Source organism: Pseudomonas sp. S3_G06, from assembly GCF_054667565.1.
This window is the reverse complement of record NZ_CP162738.1, coordinates 13,890-36,969: the sequence shown is the minus strand read 5'-3', so window position 1 is coordinate 36,969 and position 23,080 is coordinate 13,890. Positions and strand designations below refer to the sequence as shown.

19 protein-coding genes are annotated in these 23,080 nt (G+C 61.2%); 12 read left to right on the top strand and 7 right to left on the bottom strand.

The window, feature by feature from the left end:
- Window positions 1-282 precede the first annotated feature (282 nt).
- Window positions 283-2,175, top strand: coding sequence for a hypothetical protein (locus AB4N47_RS00145; RefSeq protein WP_341639257.1), 1,893 nt, complete (start codon window positions 283-285; stop codon window positions 2,173-2,175).
- A gap of 181 nt (window positions 2,176-2,356) precedes the next feature.
- Window positions 2,357-5,707 (top strand): calcium-binding protein, encoded by a 3,351-nt coding sequence (locus AB4N47_RS00140; RefSeq protein ID WP_460154383.1) that lies wholly within the window; start codon window positions 2,357-2,359, stop codon window positions 5,705-5,707.
- An 87-nt stretch (window positions 5,708-5,794) separates the two neighbouring features.
- Here the strand turns inward: AB4N47_RS00140 and AB4N47_RS00135 are convergent, their stop codons facing one another.
- The 3 genes from AB4N47_RS00135 to AB4N47_RS00125 are packed head-to-tail and all read right to left on the bottom strand — an operon-like array spanning window position 5,795 to window position 7,474.
- The gene (locus tag AB4N47_RS00135; protein ID WP_016773014.1) at window positions 5,795-6,385 is read right to left on the bottom strand and encodes an LON peptidase substrate-binding domain-containing protein; all 591 of its coding nucleotides are present in this window, start codon (window positions 6,383-6,385) and stop codon (window positions 5,795-5,797) included.
- Window positions 6,386-6,395: 10 nt separating this feature from the next.
- Complete coding sequence (locus AB4N47_RS00130; protein WP_016773013.1) at window positions 6,396-7,112, bottom strand: LrgB family protein; 717 nt, start codon at window positions 7,110-7,112, stop codon at window positions 6,396-6,398.
- Window positions 7,112-7,474, bottom strand: coding sequence for a CidA/LrgA family protein (locus tag AB4N47_RS00125; RefSeq protein ID WP_341639259.1), 363 nt, complete (start codon window positions 7,472-7,474; stop codon window positions 7,112-7,114). The genes AB4N47_RS00130 and AB4N47_RS00125 overlap by 1 nt, the downstream gene beginning before the upstream one ends.
- Before the next feature lie 194 nt (window positions 7,475-7,668).
- On the opposite strand from AB4N47_RS00125, the gene AB4N47_RS00120 reads away from it, so the two are divergent.
- The 3 genes from AB4N47_RS00120 (at window position 7,669) to AB4N47_RS00110 (ending at window position 10,623) form a co-directional block, all read left to right on the top strand.
- Complete coding sequence (locus AB4N47_RS00120; RefSeq protein ID WP_016773011.1) at window positions 7,669-8,124, top strand: MaoC family dehydratase; 456 nt, start codon at window positions 7,669-7,671, stop codon at window positions 8,122-8,124.
- 102 nt (window positions 8,125-8,226) lie between these two features.
- Entirely contained in the window at window positions 8,227-9,954 is a 1,728-nt protein-coding gene (locus AB4N47_RS00115) for a C13 family peptidase (protein ID WP_071173707.1), read from the top strand.
- Between the two features lie 27 nt (window positions 9,955-9,981).
- Window positions 9,982-10,623, top strand: a complete 642-nt coding sequence (locus AB4N47_RS00110; RefSeq protein ID WP_341639260.1) for an oxidoreductase — start codon at window positions 9,982-9,984, stop codon at window positions 10,621-10,623.
- Window positions 10,624-10,756: 133 nt separating this feature from the next.
- Here the strand turns inward: AB4N47_RS00110 and AB4N47_RS00105 are convergent, their stop codons facing one another.
- The 4 genes from AB4N47_RS00105 to AB4N47_RS00090 form a co-directional block, all read right to left on the bottom strand.
- Window positions 10,757-11,041 (bottom strand): YceK/YidQ family lipoprotein, encoded by a 285-nt coding sequence (locus tag AB4N47_RS00105; RefSeq protein WP_024014461.1) that lies wholly within the window; start codon window positions 11,039-11,041, stop codon window positions 10,757-10,759.
- Window positions 11,034-11,681 carry a flavin prenyltransferase UbiX gene (gene ubiX, locus AB4N47_RS00100; RefSeq protein ID WP_071173708.1) on the bottom strand — a complete coding sequence of 216 codons (648 nt, stop codon included), beginning with the start codon at window positions 11,679-11,681 and terminating at the stop codon, window positions 11,034-11,036. Before ubiX ends, AB4N47_RS00105 begins: the two co-directional genes overlap by 8 nt.
- Complete coding sequence (gene mpl / locus AB4N47_RS00095) at window positions 11,678-13,027, bottom strand: UDP-N-acetylmuramate:L-alanyl-gamma-D-glutamyl-meso-diaminopimelate ligase (protein WP_016773007.1); 1,350 nt, start codon at window positions 13,025-13,027, stop codon at window positions 11,678-11,680. Before mpl ends, ubiX begins: the two co-directional genes overlap by 4 nt.
- A 198-nt stretch (window positions 13,028-13,225) precedes the next feature.
- Window positions 13,226-15,136: a sigma-54-dependent Fis family transcriptional regulator gene (locus AB4N47_RS00090; protein WP_341639261.1), complete on the bottom strand. Its 1,911-nt coding sequence runs from the start codon at window positions 15,134-15,136 to the stop codon at window positions 13,226-13,228.
- 302 nt (window positions 15,137-15,438) lie between these two features.
- On the opposite strand from AB4N47_RS00090, the gene exaC reads away from it, so the two are divergent.
- The 7 genes from exaC (at window position 15,439) to AB4N47_RS00055 (ending at window position 23,054) form a co-directional block, all read left to right on the top strand.
- Entirely contained in the window at window positions 15,439-16,959 is a 1,521-nt protein-coding gene (gene exaC / locus AB4N47_RS00085; protein WP_123448265.1) for an acetaldehyde dehydrogenase ExaC, read from the top strand.
- Window positions 16,960-17,052: 93 nt separating this feature from the next.
- Window positions 17,053-18,504, top strand: coding sequence for an ethanolamine permease (eat, locus tag AB4N47_RS00080; RefSeq protein ID WP_016773005.1), 1,452 nt, complete (start codon window positions 17,053-17,055; stop codon window positions 18,502-18,504).
- A gap of 52 nt (window positions 18,505-18,556) precedes the next feature.
- The gene (locus AB4N47_RS00075) at window positions 18,557-19,951 is read left to right on the top strand and encodes an ethanolamine ammonia-lyase subunit EutB (RefSeq protein WP_039761855.1); all 1,395 of its coding nucleotides are present in this window, start codon (window positions 18,557-18,559) and stop codon (window positions 19,949-19,951) included.
- 5 nt (window positions 19,952-19,956) lie between these two features.
- Window positions 19,957-20,781 (top strand): ethanolamine ammonia-lyase subunit EutC, encoded by an 825-nt coding sequence (gene eutC, locus AB4N47_RS00070; RefSeq protein ID WP_341639262.1) that lies wholly within the window; start codon window positions 19,957-19,959, stop codon window positions 20,779-20,781.
- Window positions 20,782-20,896: 115 nt separating this feature from the next.
- Window positions 20,897-21,358, top strand: coding sequence for a GNAT family N-acetyltransferase (locus tag AB4N47_RS00065; RefSeq protein ID WP_341639263.1), 462 nt, complete (start codon window positions 20,897-20,899; stop codon window positions 21,356-21,358).
- 228 nt (window positions 21,359-21,586) lie between these two features.
- On the top strand, window positions 21,587-22,237 hold the full coding sequence (locus AB4N47_RS00060) for a DedA family protein (protein WP_016773001.1): 651 nt from the start codon (window positions 21,587-21,589) through the stop codon (window positions 22,235-22,237).
- Window positions 22,238-22,241: 4 nt separating this feature from the next.
- Window positions 22,242-23,054 (top strand): M90 family metallopeptidase, encoded by an 813-nt coding sequence (locus tag AB4N47_RS00055; RefSeq protein WP_341639264.1) that lies wholly within the window; start codon window positions 22,242-22,244, stop codon window positions 23,052-23,054.
- The last annotated feature ends 26 nt before the right edge of the window (window positions 23,055-23,080 follow it).

Sequence of the window (23,080 nt, the reverse complement as noted above, 5' to 3'; positions counted from 1 at the left end):
CGACATTTCCGCATTCCCGGCCGACGCAAAACTAGCGTTACATATTCAAGTTGAAACATGCCTGCTCAGTGTTTCGCGCTTTTGAAAAACCGTTAGATTGATGGGCCCGACTCGGACATTTGCTGGCCATCCATATTTATTCAAACCCTGCATTGAAGTTCTGCCGAGTCATACAACAATCCATTTCTTATCGAGTCTTTCATGAGTCCAAAAATACCCCGCAAGACGTCAGTCACAACCACGCATCAAACTGATGCAAACGTGCCAACGCCCCATCGACCCATGTTTGATGTCAGCAGCATTGAAATATCGCCAAGAGCCGGCATCCCCGATCTTGCGCAGCACAGTACCAACTTCGACAGCGCCCTTGCCGATGCGAATCCGCGGTTGCCAGCGGTTGAAATCTTTCAGTTACCGGCACACAGCGCCTATCGCTCGGAGCATTCCACTTCAATAAACGATTACTGGTTATCAGAGACCTTTGTGCGTGGAATGCAGCCTGCCGACAATGATGGATTTCGCTGGATCGTTGGCAGAAAGTTCGCAGACGTCGAATATCAGGGAGCTCTGCAAACCACGCATGTGGGTGAGGATGAAACCGGCGCGTTGCGCAGCAAGTTACTCACCGAGCGCGTTCCCTCCGGACCGCGCCTGTACAAAAACGCAGACAGCCCCACCTGGCGCCTGACCGAACAACCCGCGCCAAAGCGACCGCGCCTCGCCCCCGTGACAATACCCATCAATCAAAGTCGTTACAGCCCATCCTGGCGTTCGCCGGATGCTCAGGGCTATTACGAAATGAATCCGCTGTTTGGCTCACGCAAAGACAACATGCTGTTCGCCTTCCGGGATTCATATGGCAATTACATAGCGGTTGATCCTCCGGAGGGTGGATTCGCGGCGACGCCGAGCCACCTCAAACAATGGACCGATCATGAAATCTGGAAGCTATATGGCTTGCAAGGCCGGGACATCGCGCGTTTTCGTGCCGAAGCCCAGGCCAGCGGAACGCCCCCTCACTGGGCAGATCCGGTAACCACGGAAAATCCGTTCACCGATCTGCTGCGCGACTCGTTGCGCTGGCTGCACCCGCACATGAGCCAGACAGAGCGCGAAATCTTTCTGCAATCGTTCAATCTGCTGCCGGATCAATTGACGCGCTTGCACCAGGAGTTGCGCAGCCGTCTGGCGATTCCGGCATGGGCGCTGGCGCACAAGCGTCAACTCGATGACCTCGCCAACCCACGACGCCTCGACCAATTTTTCGCCGATGCGGTCGAGCAGCTCAATCTCAAGCGCAATGCCCGCCATGACTGGTATCACCCGGAAAGCAGCCTCACACCTGAGGTTCGTGAGGCTCTGTTGAAACAGCTCGGTTATCTGCGCAACAAGAACAACTGCCTGTACCGCACGGACATTCCGGCGCTGTTTCGCGGCGACGAGCGCACGCCGTTCGAGCTGGCGAACGACGGCACCATGCTGCCGCGCTATCACCATGAACCCGGCGCCACCACGCACAAGCCGATCAGCGCGACGTTCAGTCTCAAGCTAGGACAGGAATATGCCAGCGCCCCTGATCCCGAATACCTGCGCTTCAACAGCCAGACCAATAAATACCCGGGACGCGACACGGACGACAGCAGTTCAGAAAGCGGCGCAAGCGACGCCAGTGATACACCGAGTGACTCCTCGTCAGACTGGTCGGATGCTGACAGCCCTGTGGCATGGGATCACGAGCGCGGCTACCGGTCCACGCGCACACGGCAGACGGAAATGTTTCTCTACGCGCTCGACACGCGCGGTCTGGAGGTCGTCCCCCACGAAGAAAACATGATGTTCAATTCCGCTGCGCGTGACACCCCGCCGACCTGGTTCCCCTCCGACGATTTCGAAGGGCTGATCTCGGTCACGCGCAGCGGAGTTTCAGCCGAGCGTGTCTGGTTACTGAACACAGACCTGACCAAGGGCGCCAGGGTCGAAGACATCAAAGAGCAGGCTGGCGCAAACGCTGATCGCATCGAAGCGGCCACCCATGCCGGGCACTTTAACCGGTTCGAATACGACCAGTTGATCGACCAGGTGGAGACGGCGGGCCTGCCGATACTCAGGCTCTCAGGCAACAAGGAAGAGTTTGCCCATGACATCGCCTGGCCCGAACTTCAAATGCTCAAGTAAAGCCGCCAGAGAAACCGGCTCCTCATGCACACCATTAAAGGATTAATACGTGTCGAAACTCATCGTCCCCGCGGCTCATGTCGCCCACGTGCGCGCGCTTCAAGTTACCCCCATAGACGCCTCGGCCAATCCCCATACGCCGTCCACACCCATGCCCGATCGAGCGGAGGTGCCAGGCGAGGTGCCTGACAGCGCCCCATCCCTTCGCCAGACTTTGAAGGCAATCGACAAACACCTGGGCCCACTGCGTATCGGCGAGGTCGTGATCAGTCGGGTCGAGTTGCAAGCGCTGGGGGCGACCGTAGACGGTCAACCTGTCAGTCCGGCGAATGCCAACATGAAGCGCGTGGATCAGGCTTTTCTGGACGGACTCCATTTCGAGTCCGCGAAGGTGCAGTCCCGCTTGCAAGCCGTGGACTTTCCCGACAATGACATGGCGGCACTGCTGTTCTATGAGATTGCCTGCAAGCGCTCGGTCGATGCCGGCCCATTGTTCGTCAGTGATACGCCGCTGGTTTCGGGCAGCGCCATGGATCGCCTCAACAAGCTGGGCAAGGCTGCGCAAAAGCTGGAGATCCACCGTGCGGACGCGTTTGAAAACACGCCGGGCTGGATCAACAAGAGCAAAAGCTATCTGATGAGCGGCGCAGGCGTAGGCATGCAAGCCTTCGGCATCTACAGCAGCTACATGGCGCTGACCGATGCAATCAAAAAAGGCGAGCCGCTGGAAATACTGTTTTACGGCGGATCGATCGCTGCTGAACTCGGTTCGCTGATCATCGAGCAGGGTCTGACGAGAACGGGCCAGGCGATGCTGACTCAGGGCAGCAATGTACTGAAGGGTTTTGCGCTGACCTCGATCGGCAAATACATGAGCCGTGGTGCGGGACTGTTCGCCAGCGCGATTACCTTGCCGTTCGACATCGTCGACGCGATCAAATCCTTCAACGCCGCCGCCGCGACATCAGGCAAAGAGGCTCAGGATCATTATTTCAGCGGTGCCCTGAGTGTCGCGGGCGCGGGTATCAGCCTGGTGCTGGGCGTCGCCGCGCTGGCCGGTTTCGGCAGCGTTGCCGGCCCGCTCGGCCTCGCGGCCGCTGCGCTGCTCATCGGCGGGTCGATGATTTATCAGGCCGCCAGGGTCGTCGACGATATCGACGACTACATCGAACTGACGACACTCGAGCGTCTGCGCTCGGGATGGTTCGCCTTCACCAGCAAGGAACTGGACACCGAGGTGATGGATCGCTTCAAGCTGTCCAGGCTTTCCAGTGACTACGAGAAACAGCTCGAAATGTCCGCCAAAGACATGCTTGCCGGCGCTTACAAGGACTCCATCGCCCAAGTGGTCAATGGCGCGTTTCGCGCCGAATTGCGCCCTGTCGAACTGTGGCGTTACCAGTGGGACGCAAGCGCCGGGCAGTTGCCGTTCAGACTCGACAGCCAGGCGGTGATCGTCGGCGGCGACGATGTCATCGACGCAAGCCAGGGATTACCCGACAACCTCAAGGGCGTAGTCAACGGCAGTGCAGGCGAAGGCAAAGGCGTGTTCTGGCGCTTGGGTGATGGCAACGACCGCGTGGTGGGCGTCAAGGCGCGACCCAACCTCTTCACCTACCGCGAAGGTCACAAGGCACTGACCGGCGGCGACACAAATGATGCGTTCTACCAGGAAGTCTCTGATCAGGAACTGGATCGATCGACCAGACCGCCGCACATCAATGTGCTGGATGGCGGCTCGGGCAACGATCTGGTTGCGTTCGAAGGCGTCCGTCCGATTACCGACACGCGTTACGTCGGTCACGACGTCAATCTGCAGACCGGCAAGGTCTCACTTCGCGGCCCCGACTCTGCGAACGACACTCTCGAAGTCGCCCATCTGACCTCCATTGAAAACGTTGCGACCTTGCGCAAAGGCACGAGCACTATCACGGGCAATGACCAGCCCAACCAGATTTCCGCCAACGGTTACGACCGCATCAGCGCCGGCGACGGCAACGACACGATCGCAATTTTCGGTACCGAGTGCACGGTGGAGGGCGGCGGCGGCGAAGACCGCTATTACATTGCCGACACCAATGCACGGACAACGATCATCGAACGTGGCGAACATTCGAGCCTGATCGAATTCGGCTGGGCGATGGCGGTCATTCAACGCTGGCAAATCATCGGCACGTCACTGGTGGTCAACTCCTTGCGCGGCAGGGACGGCAGCGACCCTGACCATGTGCTGACCCTCGAAAACGTCTATCGAACGGTCAACGGTCAGCGTCAATTGAATAACGCTCGGTGGGCGTTCCGCACCCTCGACGGCTATGAACTGCGCGCGCAGTTGCCCACTCGACCAGGTGAAGCCTTGAGCCAGGACATCGAGGTTGCCGTCACCGTCAGCGGACGACCGGCACCCGCCCCGGCAATCGTCAACAGTGGCACGGTGGCGCTGGACGGTCAGGGCGTGCAGCGCCACTTCGTCGCACGTACCGAGCACAGGGTCGAATTCGTCGCCGCAGACAACGCTACCGGCGCCCGTACCATTTACCTGGATTACCAGGACAGCGAGATTGTCGACGTGGTGGTCAGCTATGGCGTGGAATTGCGCCAAGGTGTTTCGGGCAATACGCACCTGACCTACAACAACATCAGCCTGTCGATCCTGCTGCCCTCCAGAGTGCTGGCCTTCAAAGGCGTGATCCAGACGATTGCCGCTGCGACGGGCTACAGCGGCCAAAACAGCCTGAAGGTCACGACACCGCTTCTGGCCCGGGACATCGTGCTGGTCATGCAGGATGACGTTTCGTACCGCGTGCAGGTGCCCGCGCTCGATTACCGGGACGACGCCAGAAATCCCGGCATCCGTGTGCTCAGCTCGCGGAGCTGGTTGAAGCGGCGCAACGGGAAATATCCATTCATCCGTCCGTTGGTCAGCGAGAAACCATCACTGGGCACCCAGAACAGCAAAGTGGTCATCGAATCGCGGCCGCACACAGGGATTTATCTGCTCGAAGGCAAAAGCGCGACTTACGACGTTTATCTCGCCAGCAACAGTATCCTGCGTCTGGCCACACCGGGCGCTGCGGCAAAAACGGCCAATGCATCGAGATGGAATCTGTTTACCCGTACCCTGACAGAAACTGCCACACGCGCCGATATCCAGTTCCAGGGCAACCGCCTGCGCATTGCCAGCGTCACTGTGGAGTTGCCGGACATCTTGGATGACACTCCGGTGGAGTCCATTTGTGTGGTGACGTCAGCCGGCAACATTTATGAAGTCTCGCTGCTGTTTGAGGTGTTGCAGCTGTATGTGATCGATGCTCGTGGCTACGCCAGTGTCGAGGCATTGCTGGCAGATATCGACAAGCACAAACAACGCCACGAACTGGCCGCACGGGTCTACGTCATCCACATCGGTTACAAAGCCGACACAGCGGGCACGCTGGTTTACAACTCGGTGAGCAATCAATGGAGTCTGCTCAATGATCCGCTGGAGCGCGTCGACCGCGAAGGCCTGTTCATCCCGGTCAATATGAGCTGACCGTGCGCTGCCGGTTTCAACATCGTGCCAGGGTGGGCCTGCGCTGATCTTCGTTTGCGCGTTGAGTCATGCGTTTCCCAAGTGAAACTAGGCGAACAGTTCGCCCTGCAACTCGTCGAGTAATGCCTGGATCGCATCCAGCCGTTGCTGTGGGTCGTCGAGTTGCAGCAGATCGATCTTGTCCTCTTCGGCAAAAGGCAACAGATAGGCAAGCTGATTGGCCAGCGCCTGTTGCCCGGCGGCTTCGGTGCCCATGTTCAACGCCTCGACCATCGGGTGTTCGGCCAGCGCCTTGAGCAGCGCGACCAGGTCGGCGTCCTCGTCCTGCAACGGTTGCTCGGGCTCATCGTCCAGCCACTCGACGTCGGCCAGAATCAGTTGATCGCGCTGCACTTCGGTGCGCAGCACAGTGAAGCGCCGTCCGCCTTGCACGCGAATGCCGAGCAGGCCGTTGTCCTGTTGCTCGAAATCGGTGATCCGCGCCTCGCAGCCGACCATTGCGAAACCTTCTGGTGCCACACCGACTTCGCTGCCCTCAAGGATGCACACCACACCGAAACCGACGCCCTGCTTCATGCAGCGGCCGATCATGTCAAGATAGCGCGCCTCGAAGATCTGCAAGTCGAGGTTGCAGCCGGGGAACAGCACCGTGTTCAGCGGAAAAAGCGGCAGACTCATAGACATATCCTTACACCACCATCGACACCGCCAACGGCAGGAACACCGCCGTGGCCACGCCCATCAGACTCATTGCCAGCGCGGCGAACGCGCCGCACTCATCGTTTTCCTGCATCGCCACCGCCGTGCCGACCGCATGCGCGGTCATGCCCAGCGCCATGCCGCGCGCTTCGGGGCTGTGCACGCCGAGGCGGGTCAGCAGCGCCGGGCCGAAGATCGCGCCAATCACCCCGGTGATCAGCACGAACACCGCGGCCAGCGCCGCCACGCCACCGATCTGCTCGGCGACCAGCATGGCGATCGGCGAGGTCACCGATTTCGGCGCCATGGTCATCAGGATCATGTGATCGGCACCGAACCACCAGCCCAGCGCCACGCCCATGCCCGTTGCGACCACCCCGCCTATCACCAGCGTAGTAAAAATCGGCCAGAACAATTGGCGGATGCGCCGCAGATTCAAATACAGCGGCACCGCCAGCGCCACCGTGGCCGGCCCCAGCAGGATGCTGAGGATCTCGGTGCTCTTGCGGTACTCCGCGTAAGTCAGGCCGCAGCCGACCAGCACCCCGATCACCAACAACATGGAGACCAGCACCGGTTGCAGAAAGATCCAGCGGGTTTTCTCGAACGCCGCCAGCACCAGTTGATAGGCGCCGAGGGTGATGCCAATGCCGAACAGCGGATGATGAATCACCGACGCCCACGCGCCTTGCCAGTCAAACAGCATCAGGACTCCTCCGCCGGCGGCGCGTGACGTTTGACCAGCCGCTGCATGAGCACGCCGGCAAACGCCATCGACAGGATCAGCGAGACCACCAGCGCGCCGACAATCGCCCAGAAATCCGCAGCAATCGCCGTGGCATACACCATCACGCCCACCGCCGGCGGCACCAGCAGCAACGGCAGATAACGCAGCAGGCTGCCCGCCGCCTGATTCAGCGGCTCGCCGACTTCACCACGAGTGATCAGGAACACCAGCAACAGCAGCAGCCCGATGATCGGCCCCGGCAATATCGGCAACAGCAAATGATTGAGCGCGGTGCCGAGCAATTGGAACAGCACCAGCAGGGTCAGGCCACGTAACAACATCCGACATCTCCGTCTTACATTTTCAGCCAGCAGGGGCTCGGCATTATAAGCATGCCAGCGCTATGGACCGGCATTCGCCAACAACATGGTCGGTTGACCTGAGCAAATCGCCATGATGATCTACAGTGGTTCGCAGGCCGGTCAAATCCGCCCCCTGAAAAACTATAAAACCGATGAACCCAAGGAGAGTCTCAATGCCCTATGTTCCCGTTGCAGAGCTCAAAGATTATGTCGGCAAGGAACTTGGACGTTCCGAATGGCTCACCATCGATCAGGAGCGCATCAACCTGTTCGCCGAAGCCACCGGTGATTTTCAGTTCATTCACGTCGATCCGGTCAAGGCTGCGCAAACGCCGTTTGGCAGCACGATTGCCCATGGTTTCCTGTCGCTGTCGCTGATGCCGAAACTGATGGAAGACATCCTCGTGCTGCCCGAAGGCGTGAAGATGGTCGTCAACTATGGCCTGGACAGCGTGCGTTTCATCCAGCCGGTCAAGGTCAACTCGAAAGTCCGACTGAAGGTCGACATGGTCGAAGTCACCGAGAAAAAACCCGGCCAGTGGTTGCTCAAGGCTACCGCGACACTGGAGATAGAAGGCTCGGACAAACCGGCCTACATCGCCGAGCCGCTGTCACTCTGCTTCGTCTGATCATCCCGGATGCGAAGCAGCGCACGCTGTTTCGCGTCACGTCTGTATATATGCGACGCATAGCTGCGGCATACTCGGTCGCCTAATTGCCCGGATCCCGCTATGCGCTCAATCGCTCGACTTGCACCCCTTGCCCTGACCCTGATGCTCACCGCTTGCGGCGACGGCGAATCGCTGTTGCCGCCGGATGCGCGCCTGCCCGATGGCGGTCGCTATCGCGGTGAACTGGTCGACGGCTTGCTGCAAGGTCAGGGCCGCGTCGACTACCCCAACGGCAGCTGGTACGCCGGGGAGTTCGACAAGGGTCAGTGGCACGGGCAAGGCGAATGGCATGGCAGCAACGGTGAGGTCTATCGCGGCCAGTTCCAGCAAGGGCTGTTCGATGGTCAGGGCAGCCTGAGCACCAATGCCAGCAGTTACACCGGTGGCTTCAAGCAGGGCCGGCGCGATGGCGAAGGCACGCTGAAAGAAAACGGCATGACCTATCGCGGCGAGTTCAAGGCTGACCAGTATTCCGGCCTCGGCCGTCTGGAAATGGACGACGGCAGCTCCTATCAAGGCCAGTTCGCCCACGGCAAACCCAACGGCGAAGGCCAGCGCGGCGATGCCAGCGGCAATTCGTTCAGCGGGCATTTCGTCAACGGCCAACTGGAAGGCAACGGCACCTACAACAGCGCCGACGGCGATATCTACGTCGGCGGTTTCAAGAACAATCAACTGCACGGCAAGGGCCGCTACGAGAACGCCGACGGCGACGTCTGGCTCGGCCAGTTCAAGGAGGGCGCGCTGACCGGCAAGGGCGAATTGATCGGCGCGGATGGCAGCCATTACATCGGTGTGTTCAATGACTGGCGCTTCACCGGCCAGGGCCGTTTGAACCTGGCCGATGGCAGCTTCTACATCGGCGGCTTCGACAACGACAGCTATTCAGGACGCGGCACTCTGGTGCTTACCGATGGCAGCGTGCTCAGTGGCACCTGGATCAACGGCCAACGCGTGCGCGACGCCGACGGCAAATTGCTCCCCGACACCCTCGAACTCGGTTTGCTCGCCCAGGGCCGGTTGCTGGACGACGCACTGGCGGCGATCCCCGCTTCAACTCCGGCAGTCGAGTTGTACACCCTGACACTCGGCGGCGACGGCAAGCAAAGCGTGTTCCTGCGTGAATCAGACTACGTCGCCAACATGCTCAACACGCGCTTCGGCGCCTTCGGCCAGATTCGTCTGGTCAATCATCGCGATCATCTCGGTGACCGGCCGATGGCCACCCGGGAAAACCTGCGCCGCGCCGCGCAAGCCCTTGCCGAACGCAGCGGGCCGGAAGATCTGCTGTTCATTTATCTGACCAGCCACGGCACCGCCGAGCACGAACTGGTGCTCGATCAGCCGCGCATGGAACTGGCTGACCTGCCCGCCGATGAACTCGCCGCGGTGCTCGCGCCGCTGAAGCATCGCGACAAGGTCATCGTGATTTCCTCGTGCTATTCCGGTGGGTTCATCCCGGCGCTGAAAGACGAACGCACGCTGATCATGACCGCCTCGCGCGCCGATCGGGTGTCGTTCGGTTGCTCGGAAGAAGCCAACTTCACTTATTTTGGCGACGCGCTGTTCGCCCAGGCGCTGAACCAGACCGATGATCTGGAACAGGCATTCAAACTGGCCAAGGCCACTGTTGCCGAACGCGAACTGGCCGACGGCTTCGAAGCCTCGGAGCCGCAGATCTGGGCGCCGAAAACCGTGCTGTCGCACTGGCAGCTGCTGCGAAAACAGCAGGCGCGCAAAGCTTTGCAAAGCAGCGCATTGAACGACGCGGCGAAAAAAGGCAACTAAGCTGAACAGTATCAAGGGAGAGACACTATGTACTTGACGCCTCAGCACGTATTGCTTGCCGGAGCCACCGGACTGACCGGTGAACATCTGCTCGACCGTTTGCTCAACGAGCCAACCATTACCCGTGTCCTCGCCCCTTCACGCCGGCCGCTGGCCGAGCATCCGCATCTGGAAAACCCGGTCGGCGACCCGCAGGCGTTTCTGCCGCAGCTCAGTGGCCGGGTCGATATCGCCTACTGCTGCCTCGGCACGACGATCAAACAGGCCGGCTCCGAAGAAGCCTTTCGCGCGGTGGATCTGGACATGGTCGTGGCGTTTGCCAAGCGCGCCCGGGAGATGGGCGCGCGGCATCTGATCGTGATCAGTGCGATTGGCGCCGATCCGGATTCCTCGGTGTTCTACAACCGGGTCAAAGGCGAGATGGAACAGGCCCTGCGCGCGCAGAACTGGCCGCAACTGACCATTTGCCGACCTTCGCTGCTGCTTGGCGAACGCACCGAACCGCGTCTGGTCGAGCAACTGGCCGGGCCGTTGTCGAAGCTGATTCCGGGCAAATACCACGGCATCGAAGCGTGCCAGTTGGCGCGAGCGATGTGGCGCCTGGCGCTGGAAGAACAGGATGGGGTGCGGGTGATCGAATCGGATGAGCTGCGCAAGTTAGGCAAATAACTCCGGGACTTTGTGGTGAGGGGATTTATCCCCGTTCGGCTGCGCAGCAGTCGTCGCTTTTACAATTTTTTGGGGGGGGCGCTTCGCACCCCAGCGGGGATAAATCCCCTCGCCACAGAGGTTGTGCGACCCCCTACAATCCACCAGTCGCCTGAAAGCCCACGCCAATCACGGTGAGCAACGACAACGGCAACAACAGCGTATCGAGCAGCGCACTGGCCGGCAGGTCCACGCCCGGATAGCTCGGCGCTTCGGCACCGAACCGGTCCATCGCACAGCAGCCGCCGTTCAACGCATACAAATCCAGGCGCGTACCGGCATACACCACCGGTGCGCCGGGTTTGGCTGCATCCAGCGTGCGCACGGTAGCGCATCCAGCCAATTGCAGCGCCAGCACAAGCACCAGCAGCTTATTCATCGCTGCTCAGGTGATGCTCGCCCCAACGCGGCAGCATGTCCTGCGGGATGCCGAGCAGATTGAGGATCCGCGCCACAACGAAGTCGATCAGGTCATCGATGGTCTGCGGCTGGTGATAGAAGCCCGGCGAGGCCGGCAGAATCGTCACGCCCAGATTCGACAGCTTGAGCATGTGCTCCAGATGAATGCTCGAGTACGGCGCCTCGCGCGGCACCAGAATCAACTGGCGGCGCTCTTTCAGCGTAACGTCCGCCGCGCGCTCGATCAGGTTGTTGCAGGCGCCGGTGGCAATCGCCGACAGCGTGCCGGTCGAACACGGCACCACCACCATGGCTGCCGGCGCGCCGGAGCCGGAGGCTACCGGCGACATCCAGTCTTCCTTGCCGTACACGCGAATCTGCCCGGCAGCCGCGCCGGTGTATTCGGTCAGAAAGGCCTGCATCATCTGCGGTTTGTTCGGCAGGGACACGTCGGTCTCGGTGGCCATTACCAGTTGCGCGGCCTTGGAGATCAGGAAGTGCACTTCGCGATCCTCGCGCACCAGGCAATCGAGCAGGCGCAAGCCGTACTGCGCGCCCGAAGCACCGGTCATCGCCAGGGTAATGCGTTCCGGGCCGCCGGCCTGGGAAAAACTGTTCATTGCAGTGCCTCGGCAAGCTTGCCGTGCAGGCCGCCGAAGCCGCCGTTGCTCATGATCACCACGTGAGTGCCGGGCTGCGCCTGGCTCTTCACGCGTTCGATGATGCCTTCCAGAGAATCGCTGACGATGGACGGCACGGTGCATAACGCTGCGGTGGCGCCGAGGTCCCAACCGAGGTTGGCCGGGGCATACCAGATCACCTGATCGGCATCGACCACGCTGTCCGGCAGACCGTCACGGTGGGCGCCGAGCTTCATCGAATTGGAGCGCGGCTCGATGATCGCAATCAATGGCGCGTCGCCGATGCGTTTGCGCAGGCCGTCGAGGGTGGTAGCGATGGCGGTCGGGTGATGGGCGAAGTCGTCATAAATGGTGATGCCGCGCACCTCGGCGACTTTCTCCATGCGTCGTTTGACGTTCTTGAACGCGCTCAACCCGGCGATGCCCATCGACGGCACCACGCCAACATGACGCGCGGCGGCCAGAGCAGCCAGGGCGTTGGCGACGTTGTGTTGACCGGTCAATTCCCACTCGACGGTGCCTTGGGACACGCCTTCGAACATCACTTCGAACGCCGAACCGTCTTCGCTGAGCAGCTTGACCTGCCACTGACCGCCGGCGCCGGTGGTTTGCACCGGGGTCCAGCAACCCATCTCGATCACGCGCTGCAACGCTGGCTCGGTGGTCGGGTGGATGACCAGCCCTTCGCTCGGGATGGTGCGCACCAAGTGGTGAAACTGACGTTCGATCGCTGGCAGATCGGGGAAGATGTCGGCGTGATCGAATTCAAGGTTGTTCAGAATTGCGGTGCGTGGACGGTAGTGGACGAACTTCGAGCGCTTGTCGAAGAAGGCGCTGTCGTATTCGTCAGCCTCAATGACAAAGAACGGCGTACCGCCCAGACGCGCCGACACCGAGAAATTCTGCGGCACGCCGCCGATGAGGAAACCCGGGCTCATGCCGGCATGCTCCAGCACCCAGGCGAGCATGCTGCTGGTGGTGGTCTTGCCGTGGGTACCGGCCACGGCCAATACCCAGCGCCCTTGCAGCACGTGATCGGCCAGCCACTGCGGGCCGGAGACATACGGCAGGCCTTTGTTCAGCACATATTCCACCGCCGGGTTGCCACGGGACATGGCATTACCGATCACCACCAGATCCGGCGCCGGATCGAGCTGTGCCGGGTCATAACCCTGCGTCAGCTGAATGCCCTGGGCCTCGAGCTGCGTGCTCATCGGCGGATAGACGTTGGCGTCGGAGCCCGTGACGTGATGGCCCAGCTCTTTGGCCAACACCGCCATCGAGCCCATGAAAGTCCCGCAGATACCCAGAATATGAATGTGCATAGTCGACCTCGTAAAACATGGCCGCAGGTTAGCGTAGGGAGGGGGAAATGGCACTCTTTAGCTGAGGGGCGGGCCTGTTCGACCTGATCGTTCCCACGCTCTGCATGGGAATGCAGCACGGGACGTTCTGCGTCCCAAAGCGGACGCGGAGCGTCCGGGCAGGCGTTACCACGCGGAGCGTGGGAACGATCAGGTCGGTCAGGCAGAGCGGGCGATGCCGTGCTTGCGAAGCTTTCTGTACAGCGTATTGCGGCTGACGCCCAACTGTTCAGCGGTATGGGTCATATGCCAGCGCGTCTGCTCAAGCGCATTGAGCAATGCGACACGCTCGGCGTCGTCCAATGGCTGCGCGACAATCTGCGCCGCCACCACCGCCGGCCGCGCCTGCCGAATCATCACCGGCAAATCCTCAACGCCGACCCGCCCGCCATCACACAACGCCGCCAGGGTGCGCAGGACATTGCGCAACTGCCGCACATTGCCCGGCCAATCGAACGCCAGCAATGCGTCCCTCGCCGGTTCGTCGATCAGAATTGTTTCGTCCCCTGCCTCCTCGGCCAGGAGAAAGTCCAGCAACTGCGATTTATCACTGCGCTCACGCAACGCCGGCAACGCCACGTCCAGCCCGTTCAAGCGGTAATACAGGTCTTCACGGAAACTGCCGTCCTCGACTCGTTCGAGCAAATTGCGGTGCGTCGCACTGATGATGCGCACGTCTACCGCTTGCGGCTCGCCGCCAATCGGCACCACTTGCCGATCTTCCAGCACACGCAGCAAGCGCGTCTGCAACGCCAGTGGCATATCGCCGATTTCGTCGAGGAACAAGGTGCCGCCATCGGCCTGTTGCAGCTTGCCGCGCATGCCGTCCTTGCGCGCGCCGGTGAAGCTGCCGCCGCGATAGCCGAACAGTTCGCTCTCGATCAGGCTTTCCGGAATGGCCGCGCAATTGAGAGCGACGAAGGCATTGCCGCAGCGCTGGCTGGCCTGGTGCACAGCCTTGGCGAACGCCTCCTTGCCCGAGCCGGTTTCGCCGTTGATCAAGAGCGGCACGTCGCGCTCGAACACGCGCAGGGCTTTGCGGAATTCGACCTGCAAGGCTTCGTCGCCGAGACAGATGCCGGACAGGCGTGGTGCGGGCGCGGCGATTGGCGCTGGCATGATCGGCGTCGGCTTGCGCGATTCGCCGCGCAATACCGCGAACAGATGTCGACCATCGCGGGTGCGCAGCGGCCAACTGGCACTGGCGTTGGCGCTAGCCCGCCCGAGCAGGTCATCCAGCGAACAATCGAAAAACGCCTCCACCGGTTTACCGAGCAAACCGCCGCGAATATGCCCGAGCAGGTTCAGCGCGCTCTGGTTGACTGCGCTGATCCGCCCCTCGCCGTCAAACGCCAGCAGCCCTTCGCTGAACAGGCCTACAGACTCGGCTTGCAGATGAAAACGCAGCAACCATTGGTTGTCGAAACAGCGCAGGAAGTAGCAGCTCTCGATCATCTTCGCCGACAGATTGACCAGCGCCATGGTGTGGAACTGGCTCTGCCGCGAGACGTCCGGCCGCGCCGAAGACACATCGAGTACCGCCAGCAATTCACCGTGCGGATCGAACACCGGGCTCGCCGAGCAGGTCAGCCCGGTGTGGCGGCCGCGAAAGTGTTCGTCCTGGTGAATGGTCAGCGCCTGACGCTCGACCAGACAGGTGCCGATGCCGTTGGTGCCTTCGCAGGCTTCGCTCCAGTCGGCGCCGAGCCAGAGCCCGGCGCGCTCGAAAATCTTCCGTTCGGCCGGCGCGGTGACGCAATTGAGGATCACACCGCGCGCGTCAGTCAGCAGCACCGCATGGCCGGTACCGGAGAGTTGCTGATGCAGGCTGCTCATCTCGGTGCCGGCGATTTGCAGCACTTGTTGCAGACGTTCGCGACTTTCCAGTACTCGGCCATGCTCAAGCACGGTCGGCGCCATGGTCACAGAAGGATCGAGGTGATAGTCCTCAAGGCAACGCAGCCACGAACGGGCGATCGATGGATCGGCGCCGGGGCCGTGCAGGTGCGGTTTGCCCTGGGTGACGGTGAGAACCTGGCGGGCATGGCGACTCAAATGGTTGTCGTGCATTTCTTATTGTTCTCCCCGGGGCGCGATGGCCCAAAGCATGAGGTGACGCCCAGCATCCTCCAGCGGCTCCGGCATTGCAATGCCGGCAAGACCGTCCGGTCACGGGCTGTGCCGCAAGCGGTACAAACTGTCACTCGCGCTGTACCGAAACCGTCACAGCGCCACTCCATTCGTCCGAGACAAACCGGCCAAGCCCTTGATTTGCCTGACCTGCACGGCAGTGGCCCGAGCCTTGCTCTACGCTTATAGCAAGCGCACTTGCGCGTTTCTCTAATAAGTACAAAGCCAAGGAGAACATCATCATGCGTTACGCCCACCCCGGTACTGAAGGCGCCAAAGTCTCGTTCAAGAGCAAGTACGGCAATTACATCGGCGGCGAGTTCGTCGCGCCGGTCAAAGGTCAGTACTTCACCAATACCTCGCCAGTCAATGGCCAGCCAATTGCCGAATTCCCCCGCTCCACCGCCGAAGACATCGACAAGGCGCTGGATGCTGCCCACGCCGCCGCCGATGCGTGGGGCGCCACTTCGGTGCAGGCGCGCTCACTGATCCTGCTGAAAATCGCCGACCGCATCGAAGAAAACCTCGAACTGCTGGCGATCACCGAAACCTGGGACAACGGCAAAGCCATCCGTGAAACCCTCAACGCCGACATCCCGCTGGCCGCCGACCATTTCCGTTATTTCGCCGGTTGCCTGCGCGCCCAGGAAGGCAGCGCTGCGGAAATCGACGGCAACACCGTGGCCTATCACATTCATGAACCGCTGGGCGTGGTCGGCCAAATCATCCCGTGGAACTTCCCGCTGCTGATGGCCGCGTGGAAACTCGCGCCAGCGCTGGCCGCCGGTAACTGCGTGGTGCTCAAGCCTGCCGAGCAAACCCCGCTGGGCATCTGCGTGCTGATGGAGCTGATCGGCGACCTGCTGCCGCCGGGCGTGCTCAACGTCGTGCAAGGCTTCGGCAAAGAAGCCGGCGAAGCGCTGGCGACCAGCAAGCGCATCGCCAAGATTGCCTTCACCGGCTCGACCCCGGTCGGCTCGCACATCATGAAATGCGCGGCGGAAAACATCATCCCATCCACCGTGGAACTGGGCGGCAAGTCGCCGAACATCTTCTTCGAAGACATCATGCAGGCTGAGCCGAGCTTCATCGAGAAAGCCGCTGAAGGTCTGGTGCTGGCGTTCTTCAACCAGGGCGAAGTGTGCACCTGCCCTTCCCGCGCACTGGTGCAGGAATCGATCTATGACGAATTCATGCAGGCAGTGATGAAGAAAGTCAGCCAGATCAAACGTGGCGACCCGCTGGACACCGACACCATGGTCGGCGCCCAGGCATCCGAGCAGCAATTCGACAAGATCCTCTCGTACCTGGAAATCGCCAAGGGCGAAGGCGCTGAACTGCTGACCGGCGGCAAGGTGGAAAAACTCGAGGGCAGCCTGGCCACCGGTTATTACATCCAGCCGACCCTGCTCAAGGGCACCAACAAGATGCGCGTGTTCCAGGAAGAAATCTTCGGCCCGGTGGTGAGCATCACCACATTCAAGGACGAAGCCGAAGCCCTGGCGATTGCCAACGACACCGAGTTCGGCCTCGGCGCCGGCCTGTGGACCCGCGACATCAACCGCGCCTACCGCATGGGCCGGGCGATCAAGGCCGGTCGCGTGTGGACCAACTGTTATCACCTGTACCCGGCGCATGCCGCATTCGGCGGTTACAAGAAGTCCGGCGTCGGGCGTGAAACCCACAAAATGATGCTCGACCATTATCAGCAGACCAAGAACCTGCTGGTGAGCTACGACATCAATCCGTTGGGATTCTTCTGATCCTGCGATGCTGATCGTTCCCACGCTCCGCGTGGGAACGATCAGGTTCCTGGCTGTAGCCGGGCCAATAAAACAATAAAAATGGTGAACCCTATGCCAAGCGAATCCCCGGCCGGCGCTCCGGCGACCGGCTCCTCCGTCGACTTCGAAAAAGTCGGCACCGATTATTTCCAACAACGCGAACTGAAAAAAGGCGCCGCCGGCTGGGTCCTGCTGGTCGGCCTCGGCGTCGCTTATGTGATTTCCGGAGATTACGCCGGCTGGAACTTCGGCCTCGCCCAAGGTGGCTGGGGCGGCATGTTTCTGGCCACGCTGCTGATGGCGACCATGTACCTGTGCATGTGCTTTTCCCTGGCCGAACTGTCGTCGATGATTCCCACCGCTGGCGGCGGCTACGGTTTCGCCCGCAGTGCTTTCGGACCGTGGGGCGGTTTTCTCACCGGCACCGCGATCCTCATCGAATACGCCATCGCCCCCGCTGCCATCGCGGTGTTCATCGGCGCCTACTGCGAGTCGCTGTTCGGTATTGGCGGCTGGATGATTTATCTGGCGTTCTACATCATCTTCATCGCCATCCATATTTTCGGGGTCGGCGAAGCGCTCAAGCTGATGTTCATCATCACCGCCGTCGCCGCGCTGGCGCTGGGGGTGTTTCTGGTGGCGATGGTGCCGCACTTCGACGTCGCCAACCTGCTCGATATCCCGGTGACCACTGCGGTCGGCGCCAGTGCGTTTCTGCCGTTCGGCTATGTCGGCGTATGGGCGGCAATTCCCTATGCGATCTGGTTTTTCCTTGCCGTTGAAGGCGTGCCATTGGCCGCAGAAGAAACCAAAAACCCCAAGCGCGATCTGCCGCGTGGCCTGATCGGGGCGATGCTGGTGCTGCTGATGTTCGCCCTGCTGATTCTGATCGTCGGCCCCGGCGGCGCCGGTGCGAATTCGCTGCTGACCTCCGGTAATCCACTGGTCGAAGCGCTGAGCAAGGCCTACGGTGGCTCGACGTGGATGGGCAGCTTCGTCAACCTCGTCGGTCTGGCCGGGCTGATCGCCAGCTTCTTCTCGATCATCTACGCCTACTCGCGGCAGATCTTCGCGCTGTCGCGGGCCGGTTACCTGCCGCGCAAACTGTCGCAGACCAACAAAAGCAAGGCGCCGGTGCTGGCCCTGGTGATTCCCGGCATCATCGGCTTTGGTCTGTCGCTGACCGGCCAGGGCGACCTGCTGATTCTGGTCGCGGTGTTCGGCGCTACCATTTCCTATGTGCTGATGATGGCCGCGCACATCACCCTGCGCATCCGTCGCCCCAAAATGGACCGGCCGTACCGCACGCCGGGTGGCATTTTCACCTCGGGTGTGGCGCTGGTATTGGCGTGCATCGCCGTGGTGGCGGGCTTCCTCGTCGATCCACGGGTGGTGATCGGCGCGGCGATCATCTATGGAGTGTTAATTGCTTACTTCGCTTTCTACAGTCGGCATCACTTGGTAGCGGGCACGCCGGAAGAAGAATTCGCGGCGATTCAAAAAGCTGAACAAGCCTTGCACTGATTGTCGAAAACCACGGCGCAGACGCATTCTGCGCCGTCACGGAGAACGCTGAATGGCCAGTTTTGCTCACACGGTCGGCGCGCAGACTTACCGCTTCGACAGCCTCAAAGACGTCATGGCCAAGGCCAGCCCCGCCCGCTCGGGGGACTTTCTCGCCGAGATCGCCGCGCTCAACGACGGCGAACGGGTGGCCGCGCAAATGGCCCTGGCGGACATCCCGCTCACCCACTTCCTGCAAGAAGCGCTGATTCCCTACGAAGCCGATGAAGTCACTCGACTGATCATCGACACCCACGACAAGCAAGCCTTCGCCGTGGTCAGCCACCTCACCGTTGGCGGCTTTCGCGACTGGCTGCTCAGTGATGCGGCGGACGAAACCAGCCTGCGCGCCCTCGCCCCGGGTTTGACCCCGGAAATGGTCGCTGCTGTGTCGAAGATCATGCGCGTGCAGGATCTGGTGCTGGTCGCGCAGAAAATCCGCGTGGTCACCCAATTTCGCGGCACCCTCGGTCTACGCGGCCGCCTGTCGACCCGCCTGCAACCCAACCACCCGACCGACGAGCCGTCCGGCATTGCCGCGAGCATTCTCGACGGCCTGCTCTACGGCAACGGCGACGCAATGATCGGGGTCAACCCGGCCACCGACAGCATCGCTTCGATCTGCGCGATGCTGGAAATGCTCGACGCGATCATCCAGCGCTATGACATCCCTACCCAGGCCTGCGTGCTGACCCACGTCACCACTTCGATCGAGGCGATCAACCGTGGCGTGCCGCTGGATCTGGTGTTCCAGTCGATTGCCGGCACTGAGGCTGCCAATGCCAGTTTCGGCATCAACCTCAACGTGCTGCAGGAAGGTTACGACGCCGGGCTCAGCCTCAAGCGCGGCACCCTCGGGCAGAACCTGATGTATTTCGAAACCGGTCAGGGCAGCGCGCTGTCGGCCAACGCCCACCACGGCGTCGATCAACAGACTTGCGAGACAAGGGCCTACGCCGTGGCGCGACATTTCAAGCCGTTCCTGGTGAACACCGTCGTAGGATTTATCGGCCCGGAGTACCTCTACAACGGCAAGCAGATCATCCGCGCCGGCCTCGAAGACCACTTCTGCGGCAAGCTGCTCGGTGTGCCGATGGGCTGCGACATCTGCTACACCAACCACGCCGAAGCCGATCAGGACGATATGGACACCCTGCTGACGTTGCTCGGCGTCGCCGGGATCAACTTCATCATGGGCATCCCCGGCTCGGACGACATCATGCTCAATTACCAGACCACTTCGTTTCACGACGCCTTGTACGCCCGCCAGACCCTGGGCCTGAAACCGGCGCCAGAGTTCGAGCAGTGGCTGGCCAACATGGGCATCTTCACCCAGGCGGACGGCAAGGTTCGCTTCGGCAACAACCTGCCGCCGGCCTTCCGCCAGGCCTTGGCGCACTTGGGATGAGTCTTATGGAAAAACCACCGGTCGATCCGCAAAACCCATGGCTGGAACTGCGCCGCCTGACCCCGGCACGCATTGCCCTGGGCCGCACCGGCACCAGTCTGCCGACGCGGGCGCAGCTGGATTTTCAGTTTGCCCACGCCCAGGCCCGCGATGCCGTGCACCTGGCCTTCGATCACAGCGAAATCAGCGCACAACTGAGCGAGCGCGGGCGGGAAACCCTGGCACTGCAAAGCGCCGCGCCGGACCGACACACCTATCTGCAACGCCCGGACCTGGGGCGCAAGCTCAGCGATGAATCGGCGCAGACCTTGCGCGACTACGCCAGCCAACATCCGGGCGGGGTCGATCTGGTGATGGTCGTCGCTGATGGCCTGTCGGCACTGGCGGTGCATCGCCACACCCTGCCGTTCCTGACGCGCCTGGAAGAACAGATGAGCGGCGACGGCTGGTCCGTGGCGCCGGTGGTGCTGGTCGAGCAGGGTCGCGTCGCCATCGGTGACGAGATCGGCCAGTTGCTCGGGGCGAAAATGGTGGTAATGCTGATCGGCGAGCGCCCGGGCCTGAGTTCGCCGGACAGCCTCGGGCTGTATTTCACCTACGCGCCAAAGGTCGGCCTGACCGACGCGTATCGCAACTGCATTTCCAATGTTCGGCTTGAAGGCCTGAGCTACGGCATGGCGGCGCATCGCTTGCTGTATCTGATGCGCGAGGCCTGTCGGCGGCAGCTGTCGGGGGTCAATCTGAAGGATGAAGCTCAGCTGCACACATTGGAGACGGACGACGCTGTCGACATGAAAGGCAACTTCCTGCTCGATCCACCGCCAGCCTGAACCGTTTCCGCATTGCCTTTCTGCGCTGCTTTCAGGCAGGATCGACGCACGGCCGCCCGGGTTTCCCATCGCCGTCAGAGCAGTTGAAGACAGCCACTTGAAGACGAGACCTATCATGCGGATTATTCAAGCGACCCTCGAACATCTGGATTTGCTGACTCCTTTGTTCGTCAAATATCGCGAGTTCTACGGCTCCCTGCCTTACCCGGATTCCTCCCGCGCGTTCCTCGAAAAACGCCTGCGCCGCAAAGAGTCGGTGATCTATCTGGCCCTGGCCGAAGATGACGACAAGAAACTCATGGGCTTCTGCCAGCTCTATCCGAGCTTTTCGTCGCTGTCGCTCAAACGCGTGTGGATTCTCAACGATATCTACGTTGCCGAAGATGCGCGCCGGCAACTGGTCGCCGACAACCTGATCCGCACTGCGAAGAAAATGGCCAAGGAAACCCAGGCCGTGCGCATGCGCGTATCGACCAGCGCAAACAACGAAGTGGCGCAGAAAACCTACGAATCAATCGGCTTCAAGGAAGACACCGAGTTCAAGAACTACGTACTGCCAATCAGCGACGAGCTCTGACTCCAGCGGCTTCGGTGATGAGGGAGTTCGCTCCCTCGCCACGGCCGCCCCTTCCCTGACAATTGCTCACTTCGCGACACTCCCCGCTACAAAACCGACGCGCTTTTCAGCGGTCAGACCGTATAATCCCGATCTTTCCGGCTTGTAAGAAAAACTACACCCCGCTGTAGGCTTACACGAAGTCATCCGCACAGGCCTGCCGAGTCGGGCCGTCATACAGGTGCCCCCATGGATTTCAACCCGCTCGACCTTATCCTGCATCTCGATGTGTATCTCGATTTGCTGGTGAACAACTATGGGCCATGGATCTACGCCATCCTGTTTCTGGTGATCTTCTGTGAAACCGGGCTCGTGGTGATGCCATTCCTGCCGGGTGACTCGCTGCTGTTCATCGCTGGCGCAGTGGCGGCCGGCGGCGGCATGGATCCGGTGCTGCTCGGAGGCCTGCTGATGCTGGCGGCGATCATGGGCGACAGTACCAACTACGTGATCGGACGCACGGCCGGGGAGAAGCTGTTCAGCAACCCGAACTCGAAAATCTTCCGTCGCGACTACCTGCAGAAAACCCACGACTTCTACGACAAGCACGGCGGCAAGACCGTGACCATGGCGCGTTTCCTGCCGATCATCCGCACCTTCGCGCCGTTCGTCGCGGGCGTGGCGCGGATGCCGTACCCGCGTTTCTTCGGCTTCAGCGTGCTCGGCACCATCCTCTGGGTCGGCGGTCTGGTCACTCTGGGTTACTTCTTCGGCAACGTGCCGTTCATCAAGAAAAACCTCTCGCTGCTGGTGGTGGCAATCATCCTGCTGTCGCTGGTGCCGATGATCATCGGCGTGGTGCGCAGCCGGTTCGGCGGCACCAAAGTGCAATCCCACTGATCCGATGTGGTCACTGAGCGCCTGGCGACGCCGGCGCCTCCTGGCCAGGCACCCGATTGCCGACGACCTGTGGCAACGGGTGCGCCATCAACTCTCCTTCCTCGATGGCATCAGCGCGACTGAAGACCAGTGGCTGCGCGAAGCCTGCGTGCTGTTTCTCGACGACAAACACCTGACCGCCCTGCCCGGCGTCGAACTGCATCAGGAACAGCGCCTGCTGCTCGCCGCCCAAGCGCAGTTGCCGTTGCTGCATCTCGGTGATCTGAATTGGTACCAGGGTTTCCACGAGATCGTGCTGTACCCGGATGACTTCCTCAGCCCGCAACGTCATCGCGATGCCAGCGGCGTCGAGCATGAGTGGGACGGCGAACACAGCGGTGAGGCCTGGCAGCAGGGGCCGGTGATTCTCGCTTGGCCCGGCGTACAGGCCAGCGGTGGCTGGGAAGGCTACAACCTGGTGATCCACGAACTGGCGCACAAGCTCGATATGCTCAACGGCGACGCCAACGGCCTGCCGCCACTGCACGCCGACATGCGCGTCAGCGACTGGGCCGAAGTGATGCAGGCCGCCTACGACGACCTCAACCGCCAGCTCGACCACGATCCCGACGCCGAAACCGCCATTGATCCCTACGCCGCCGAGAACCCGGCGGAGTTCTTCGCAGTCACCAGCGAATACTTCTTCAGCGCCCCGGATCTGCTCCACGAGGCTTATCCACAGGTCTACTTGCATCTGCAGCTTTTCTACCGGCAGGATCCGTTGGGCAGACTGCGGCAACTTCAGGCCACAGACCCGGTCTATCAGGCGCACGACTAAGCTCTGCACGACTTCTGGTACGTGGC

Excerpts from the sequence above, each read along its gene's own strand:
- AB4N47_RS00145 (WP_341639257.1), top strand. The coding sequence starts at position 283 with ATGTTTGATGTCAGCAGCATTGAAATATCGCCAAGAGCCGGCATCCCC.
- AB4N47_RS00135 (WP_016773014.1), bottom strand. The coding sequence starts at position 6,385 with ATGAGTCTGCCGCTTTTTCCGCTGAACACGGTGCTGTTCCCCGGCTGC.
- AB4N47_RS00130 (WP_016773013.1), bottom strand. The coding sequence starts at position 7,112 with ATGCTGTTTGACTGGCAAGGCGCGTGGGCGTCGGTGATTCATCATCCG.
- AB4N47_RS00125 (WP_341639259.1), bottom strand. The coding sequence starts at position 7,474 with ATGTTGTTACGTGGCCTGACCCTGCTGGTGCTGTTCCAATTGCTCGGC.
- AB4N47_RS00120 (WP_016773011.1), top strand. The coding sequence starts at position 7,669 with ATGCCCTATGTTCCCGTTGCAGAGCTCAAAGATTATGTCGGCAAGGAA.
- AB4N47_RS00115 (WP_071173707.1), top strand. The coding sequence starts at position 8,227 with ATGCGCTCAATCGCTCGACTTGCACCCCTTGCCCTGACCCTGATGCTC.
- AB4N47_RS00110 (WP_341639260.1), top strand. The coding sequence starts at position 9,982 with ATGTACTTGACGCCTCAGCACGTATTGCTTGCCGGAGCCACCGGACTG.
- AB4N47_RS00105 (WP_024014461.1), bottom strand. The coding sequence starts at position 11,041 with ATGAATAAGCTGCTGGTGCTTGTGCTGGCGCTGCAATTGGCTGGATGC.
- ubiX (WP_071173708.1), bottom strand. The coding sequence starts at position 11,681 with ATGAACAGTTTTTCCCAGGCCGGCGGCCCGGAACGCATTACCCTGGCG.
- mpl (WP_016773007.1), bottom strand. The coding sequence starts at position 13,027 with ATGCACATTCATATTCTGGGTATCTGCGGGACTTTCATGGGCTCGATG.
- AB4N47_RS00090 (WP_341639261.1), bottom strand. The coding sequence starts at position 15,136 with ATGCACGACAACCATTTGAGTCGCCATGCCCGCCAGGTTCTCACCGTC.
- exaC (WP_123448265.1), top strand. The coding sequence starts at position 15,439 with ATGCGTTACGCCCACCCCGGTACTGAAGGCGCCAAAGTCTCGTTCAAG.
- eat (WP_016773005.1), top strand. The coding sequence starts at position 17,053 with ATGCCAAGCGAATCCCCGGCCGGCGCTCCGGCGACCGGCTCCTCCGTC.
- AB4N47_RS00075 (WP_039761855.1), top strand. The coding sequence starts at position 18,557 with ATGGCCAGTTTTGCTCACACGGTCGGCGCGCAGACTTACCGCTTCGAC.
- eutC (WP_341639262.1), top strand. The coding sequence starts at position 19,957 with ATGGAAAAACCACCGGTCGATCCGCAAAACCCATGGCTGGAACTGCGC.
- AB4N47_RS00065 (WP_341639263.1), top strand. The coding sequence starts at position 20,897 with ATGCGGATTATTCAAGCGACCCTCGAACATCTGGATTTGCTGACTCCT.
- AB4N47_RS00060 (WP_016773001.1), top strand. The coding sequence starts at position 21,587 with ATGGATTTCAACCCGCTCGACCTTATCCTGCATCTCGATGTGTATCTC.
- AB4N47_RS00055 (WP_341639264.1), top strand. The coding sequence starts at position 22,242 with ATGTGGTCACTGAGCGCCTGGCGACGCCGGCGCCTCCTGGCCAGGCAC.